This window comes from Pedobacter frigiditerrae, assembly GCF_004331645.1.
Lineage (GTDB): Bacteria > Bacteroidota > Bacteroidia > Sphingobacteriales > Sphingobacteriaceae > Pedobacter > Pedobacter frigiditerrae.
Genome location: NZ_SJSK01000011.1, coordinates 1 through 7,038 on the forward strand (window position 1 = coordinate 1; position 7,038 = coordinate 7,038).

3 protein-coding genes and 1 rRNA gene are annotated in these 7,038 nt (G+C 37.3%); all 4 read right to left on the bottom strand.

Going from position 1 to position 7,038, the window contains the following annotated elements; all coding sequences use genetic code 11:
- Window positions 1–649 precede the first annotated feature (649 nt).
- Window positions 650–3,556 carry an outer membrane beta-barrel protein gene (locus EZ428_RS23830; RefSeq protein WP_131555854.1) on the bottom strand — a complete coding sequence of 969 codons (2,907 nt, stop codon included), beginning with the start codon at window positions 3,554–3,556 and terminating at the stop codon, window positions 650–652.
- A gap of 36 nt (window positions 3,557–3,592) precedes the next feature.
- Window positions 3,593–4,456, bottom strand: a complete 864-nt coding sequence (locus tag EZ428_RS24170; RefSeq protein ID WP_205945811.1) for a hypothetical protein — start codon at window positions 4,454–4,456, stop codon at window positions 3,593–3,595.
- A 250-nt stretch (window positions 4,457–4,706) separates the two neighbouring features.
- Entirely contained in the window at window positions 4,707–6,479 is a 1,773-nt protein-coding gene (locus EZ428_RS23840; RefSeq protein WP_131555855.1) for a S8 family serine peptidase, read from the bottom strand.
- Window positions 6,480–6,824: 345 nt separating this feature from the next.
- Window positions 6,825–6,936 (bottom strand): 5S ribosomal RNA (rrf, locus tag EZ428_RS23845).
- Between the last annotated feature and the right edge of the window lie 102 nt (window positions 6,937–7,038).

Sequence of the window (7,038 nt, forward strand, 5' to 3'; positions counted from 1 at the left end):
TCCCGTTTTCTTTGGGACTGCAAAGGTAGGAAACTTTTTCATTCCCGCAAACTTTATTTGAAATAATCCGAAACTTTTTTTAGCCCCGGTTGTTCGCGCAAATGTATTCCCTTATTTCAACCTAACCCAACCAATCACCCTTTATCCTTTCCTTCCGTCGTTACCTCCGTAGCGGGTTGCAAAGGTAGAAATCTTTTTTGCTTTCCAAAACTTTTTTTTAAAGTTTTTTTAAGTTTGTTTTAAGTCGCTGTAAATTAACTTCCTAAAATAAATTCCCCCATTTCAATCATCCCAACACAATTCCTTAATCCAAAAGAATTGGAAAGAAAAAGGTTAAAACAAGCGTAGATATAGCACTAACTATCGTAAGAAGGGACTTTCAAACCCAAAGCTTGTCTCTGACAGGTTTCATAACCGGCAGTTGACGAATGAGGTCATAAAGAAATTTTTGCCTCTCTTGTTTGGAATTTATATGGTAGGTCATTTCAGTCTTTAGGTCTTGAACGATTCCCTTTTCTCTCATACTTTGTAAAATGGGTAACTTTTTCAAACACCTCCTAAATTTATGGCTGGTATATTGGAAGCTTCCCCTAGCAGATTGTTTCGAACGGCGAAAAATCGATCCTCGCAATGACGCTTTAATTTAATACTAGTTCTGCATGAAACTACCGTCTCCTCTTCGCATCATTTGATTTCCGTTACGTGGTCTGGCACCGCTCCATTTTTGTAAACGAACACTTGCCCTGATCATGAAATAGCGACTTAACGCATTGGTTTTGGTATCTGTATAGCCACCATCGTCTGAAAGGTTTCTTGCTACGAAGTTGTTTTGATTAAAGACATCGAAAGCTTGGAAGGTTAAGGTTGCCCTACGTTTCCAAAGTTCTTTTTGCAAATAACTGTTTACAACAAATGGGTTTGAGGTTACATTGGCAGAAATACCGCTCACAAAATTCTTGCTTGCGCTGTAGCCAATGATCCAACTTTGCCAAGCGATAAATTTACCATCGATATTGAAAGATAGTGTTTTAGTTAAATTTCCTTGTGCACCAACTTGTGTAGTATTAGATTTGATGAAACTGTAACCTACATTTGGATTAATTTCTAACCATTCGGTTGGGTTTATTCGTGGTCCGAAGCGGTTATTCATATTCCATGATGAGGTAGTGTAAGAAATGTTTCTGGCCATTGCCACATTGTGGTTATGGTTTACGCTACCATTTAGAGAGAGGTTGTATTTTCTATCGGCCAGTTGTTTACTAATTGAGTAATTACCACCCACCCTGTATACGCCAGATGCATTGATAAATCTGGTTTCATAAGCTGTTACGCCATCTTGAATAATTGGCACAGAATTTCTGATTACCGAATTATCTATAAATGTAGCGTTCATGTTAATTGAATAATTAAGCTTAGAATTTGCGATATAGTTATTGTACGAGGTATTGATAGAGTGATTAAAAGTAGCTTTTAAGTTAGGATTACCTACTACGGGACTTTGTGGATTAGACAAATCTCTTACTGGCTGGATTTGGTCGAACGTTGGTTCGCTAGCATTACCTGAGTAATTGATTTGAATACTGTGCTGGCGTGACCATAAATATTGAAACCTTGCGATAGGAATTAGGTTAAAGCTGCTTCTATGGGTGGTCGTGCCTAAGCTTACTTTTGTACCGCTTAACAATGCCGGAACAGCTGTAATACCTACTGAGAACCTAACTTTTGAAGCATTGTTAACTCCATAACGGTAGTTTAGTGCAATACGGCTCTGGGTAAATGAATAGTCGTAGATGTTACTTAATGAATCTACGGGTGCAAAGTTTCCATTAGCTAAAATATCACTGGTTATGGCTTCGTTATCGTAACCGTTATAGTTAACCTGTCCGTTAAATTCTAACTGCGATTTCGCATTAATAGGCTCTACGTAAGTTAAACTAGCTCTATATGTGCTTTGTAGGTTATCGCGTTCTACCAAACGGTGGGTAATTAGGTCTTTCTTAACTGTAGTCAAAGTAGAATCGAGATATTCGGTTGTATTTTGATTACGGTCTGATTCTGACTCTTGCTTGGCTGAATTTAAGTTCAGTTGTAGGGAGAGGTTTCTTCTTCTATTGGTAAACGTATGTTGATAGAACAAGATAGCTTCTAGATTTGGACGTTTGTTAAGACCAGTATTTGAATTTATAGAATTTTGGTACACTGCTCCTCTCTGATTTGAGCCAGATTTTGAACTAGTTAGGGCAGAAGTGTAATTGATTGTTGGATTAAATCTGATGTAATTATTACTATCTAAATCTGCTTCTAATTCGAAGTTAAAGTTATGTGATTTACTGTCGTTGTTTCCGTTGCTATTGCTATTAACAAATAATGGCTTGGTTATATAGGTTCTGGGATTGGTTGAAGGCAATACTTCTACAGGCACAAAACGTAATGACTCGCTGTCGTTAATTGAATTTACATTATTGAAATTATAACGGTAATTGGCATTAACCTTTACTTTTTTGTTTAACTGATCGCGGAAAGAAAAGCCGCCATTGCCACTAGTGGTTGTACCGCCACTGCCACCACCGCCACCAGTGTTTCCTCCTCCACCGCCTCCACCACGACCACCGCCTCCGCCACCGCCGTTAGTTCCGTTTCCACCACTGTTGGCAACACCATTAATTGTATTATTTAACCTGGCATTTATACCAATGGTTTGGTTTGCGTTGAGTCGAGTGCCAAACACAGAGCCTTCGTACCGTTCGTTGTTACCTGCACCGCCTTGTATATTTGCGGTATTACCCACAGATTTATCGGCACGAGTAACAATATTTAAAATCTTTTCTGGATCGCCATCTTTTACACCAGTTCTAGCTGCTTGATCTCCATAATCATCAACTACCTGAATCTTCTCAACTATTTCTGCTGGCAAATTTTGTATGGCCGTTGCAACATCGCCACCTAAATAGGTTTTACCATTAATTTTGGCTTTTGTAACAGATGTACCTTGGTGAACTAAAGTACCATCATTTCCTACTTCCATGCCTTCCATCTTTTTTAATAACTCGTCAACCGTTGCGTTCTCTCTAACAATGTAGTCGCTCGCTTTATATTCTACAGTATCTGTTTTATAGGTTATGGATGGTGTTCCGTTAATTACAACCTCTCCTAAAGTATTTGCTGCGTCTTTTAAAATAACGGGATCCATTACGATCCTCGCAATGGCGTCATTTTGCTTAAACTTTCCTACGAAAGGCTTATAACTCATCATGCTTACAGAAAGTGTATAAGATGCTGATTTAACGTTTTTAAATACAAATATTCCGTCTGTATTTGTGCTGATGACTAAGGTGTCTTTCTCAGATGTTAACCTAACCGTTACGCCAGGTAAACCTACGTCTGTTGTATCTTTGACAATCCCGCTAATTTCGCGTTGCGGAAGTGGGGGCGGTGGTGTTTTTGTATTTTGTGGAGTTTGAGCATATAGCTCGATGTTTAACCCAACAAAAATTAGGAGAAAGAATAATCCTTTAAATAAGAATGAAAACGAGCGATGAGAGTAAAGATTGGTCATAAGGATTATTATAATCAGACGGTAGAAAGTTTTATATTATTTTTTTTGAAACGAATATTTAGCCCAAAAATCTGTTGGGCTCATTAAGTCTTGGCCACCTCCTCCGCCAAAGTTACCACCACCGCCATTGCCACCACGATTTCCGCCACCTCCAAAATTACCTCCACCACCACCGAAGTTGCCGCCTCCGCCACCGCCGAAGTTCATGTTACTTAATCCGTTTAATTTTATTTGATACACAAATTCTTTTGTGCTAGTGGTTGATAATTCTAGTATACTTAAAGGAACAGCAATTTCATAAACAAAAGCTCCTTTTTGATCAAATGAAGCTACCGCCTTAACGCCATATTCATTGTATATAGAGATTAAAGAATCTGTAATTGCTTTAAATCCTGAAACTTTTATTTCCTTTACGGTTGCCAATTGGGCTTTTCTTTGAACCAAAGCAGCAGAATCTCTTTGTTGAGTGCTCATTTGGGTTCTATTCTGAAATCCGCCTTGCGCCCCCCCCTGTTGCCTGGCTTGCCCTTGGCCACCAGTTCTTTGTTGTCTGTTAGCTCTATTAATTACAGGATAGGTTAATGATGAAGCGTCTTTATCTCTCTTTTTGCCTTGGGTATTTACTGTAAAGGTAATCCCGCCAAGCATAATTTTATTAACTACCGTAGAGTTTGCAGATTTAATAATTACGTATAGGTTCTTATCGTCATTTGCAATGTTGTAGAAAAGTTCGGTTCTTTTATTTTCTGCAGCAAAAGTATCGTTCCACTCTGTGGCTTTTCCGTCTATCTTAATACTTGCAGGGGCTAGCATATTTACTTCTTGAACGTCTGGCAGCTTTTGAGCAAAGGAATTCAAGGCAAAAATCCCTAAGGTTAAAATCAAGTATATTTTTTTCATGTTTATATGAGGCTTATTAATGCAAGGTTACTGTAATTAAGGGAATAGACTTAAAAAACATAAAATGGCTTAATAGTAAAAACTAATAGTTTAATAGTTTTTTTATAAAGAAATAAAAAACAGCTCTTAAATGTGCTTTAAATATATAATTCAAAAAAATATCGCCAAATTGTTACTTAAAGCAGGTTTAGTAAAGCAAAAAATCCCTGATTGTTGACAACCAAGGATTTTATAATAGTTTAAGTTAAAATTACTTAGAAAGCTGATAAGATTCGGCTAATTTTAAAGCATTGTATGCATTAACAATACCACCACTAACACAAATTTCCGAAAATAGAACCTTAACATTTTCATTTTTACTGTCTTTGTATTTTATTTTGTGGTTAACCTTTGCTACTGATTGAACAATGATGTCTTTCAGTTGTGCAGGTGTTAAATTTGGATAATAGCTTAAGATGAGTGCTGCTAGACCAGAAACTACTGGGGCAGCCATACTAGTACCATCATATTCTTCATATTTAGATCCCGGAGTACTAGAGTTAATCATGAATCCTGGGGCAAAAACATCTACATTATTTTTTCCATAGTTTGAGAATGAAGCTTTTAACTCATCGTCATCTTTATATGCACTGGCTCCAACTTCAATCCAATTATTAGCATGAGGTAAGGCAAACTTAGCAGGATCTGGTGGAATTGGTTTTGCAAATGTATCTGTTTTCCTCGGCATACCTGGCCCCATTGGATTACCCATATTGTCATTAGGCTTTTGAGGGATAAGATCTTTTAATTCTTTCTTTTTATGCGCTTTGGCATAGGCTTCTGCCTCAGGACTATCAAAGTATTTATTAGGATAGTTTTCTTCGGTGTCATTATTTTTATTATCATTTCCAGCTGCATGTACTAATAAAACACCCTTAGTTTCTGCATATTTTACCGCCTCATCTACAGCCTTTTTATCCCACTTATATCCCTTTCCAAAACTCATGTTTATTATTTTTGCACCATTATCTACTGCATATATAATACCATTTGCAACATCTTTATCTCTCTCATCACCTTCTGGGACAACTCTAATGGTCATTATACTTACATTATTTGCAACTCCAAAAATGCCTAAATTATTGTTTCTGTTAGCACCAATTATGCCAGATACGTGAGTCCCATGATCTGCATTAGGACCAGTAACATCACTATTACCGTAATTGCGTTGAGCAGAATTTGTGTAATCATCACCCACTAATTCAGCTCTTTGGTCATACTTATCATTTAGATTGTACTTAAGCATTACATCTAATTCATGATAGCCTTTTTTAATGGTATTATAAAATTTCTCAATGCTACCTTCATCTCTAGCACCCTTACTGATTATCTTTTTTACCTGTTCTTCTATTTCATCATCAGCTTTGTACCTATCGATATCCTCAAGAGATGGGATTTCTTTTTTGTTAATGAATGCAACAGAATCTAAAACTTTTTTAATGGCAATATAAAATGGAAATGCATCACTTGCTTCTTGTACTTTCTGCCCAAATTCTGCCTGAACTCTTCTATATAGCGCATATTCTTTTTTTTCTGTGCTATCTAAAGGCGTACTTGGCAAAGTAGAACGGTATTTTGCTTCGTATTTTCGTTTTATTCTAACCAATTCTAGGTTATCATAAGCAAGATTTCCCTTTTTCGAACCCAAGAAATTCCAACCATGAATATCATCTATGTATCCGTTCCTGTCATCATCAATACCATTTCCAGGTATTTCCTTCGCATTAGTCCATAAAACATCTTTTAAATCTTCATGTTTTACATCTGTGCCGCCATCAATTACTGCTACCACAATTTTTTGCTTAGCAGTTTTGTCTTTTAAAAGTTCTGTATATGCTTTTTCTGTACTGATACCAAAATATCCATCAGTAGCTAAATCTAGATTAAACCAATTAGGAGGTAGTTTTACCTTTTTATCTTGTGCAAAAACATTAACACTTAGCCCTAAAACAACTACAAAGAATAAACTAATCTTCAATTTCATAATTAAAATCTCCTTTTAAGATTAACGTAATTTACAATAATACGGTTTTAATATAGTTTGCGCTACGAATTGAACCCTATTTAACAAAATTTTAACAAGGATGTTTAGATTTAAATCTGAATTTTAGGAAAGATGCTGTTGTGCAACTATTGACTGCAGACCCGCTTTTCATTTCAATCGGGTTTAAGCGGCCAGACATTGGTTTTCAAACGGTTGCCTGGTCCCCTCATTCGGATACCCGACCATATGGGCAGGGAATGCTGTCCAGCATAGGCAGGGTGCAAAAGGAAAGATGCCCATAAAACAGAAATGCCCCGCCACTTTCGTGACGGGGCAATCTTTAGGATCTGGCACCGACCTACTCTCCCACATGTTACTGCAGTACCATCGGCTCTGGCGGGCTTAACTTCTCTGTTCGGAATGGGAAGAGGTGGACACCGCCGATATAGGCACCTGAATATCTTTAATGGGCGGACATGGTCCATTCCCAGAATGACATATTATTGAAAGAAGTCAATTTTGAAGAGCAAACAACGTGTTGCTCTTGAAAGCCTCGGGT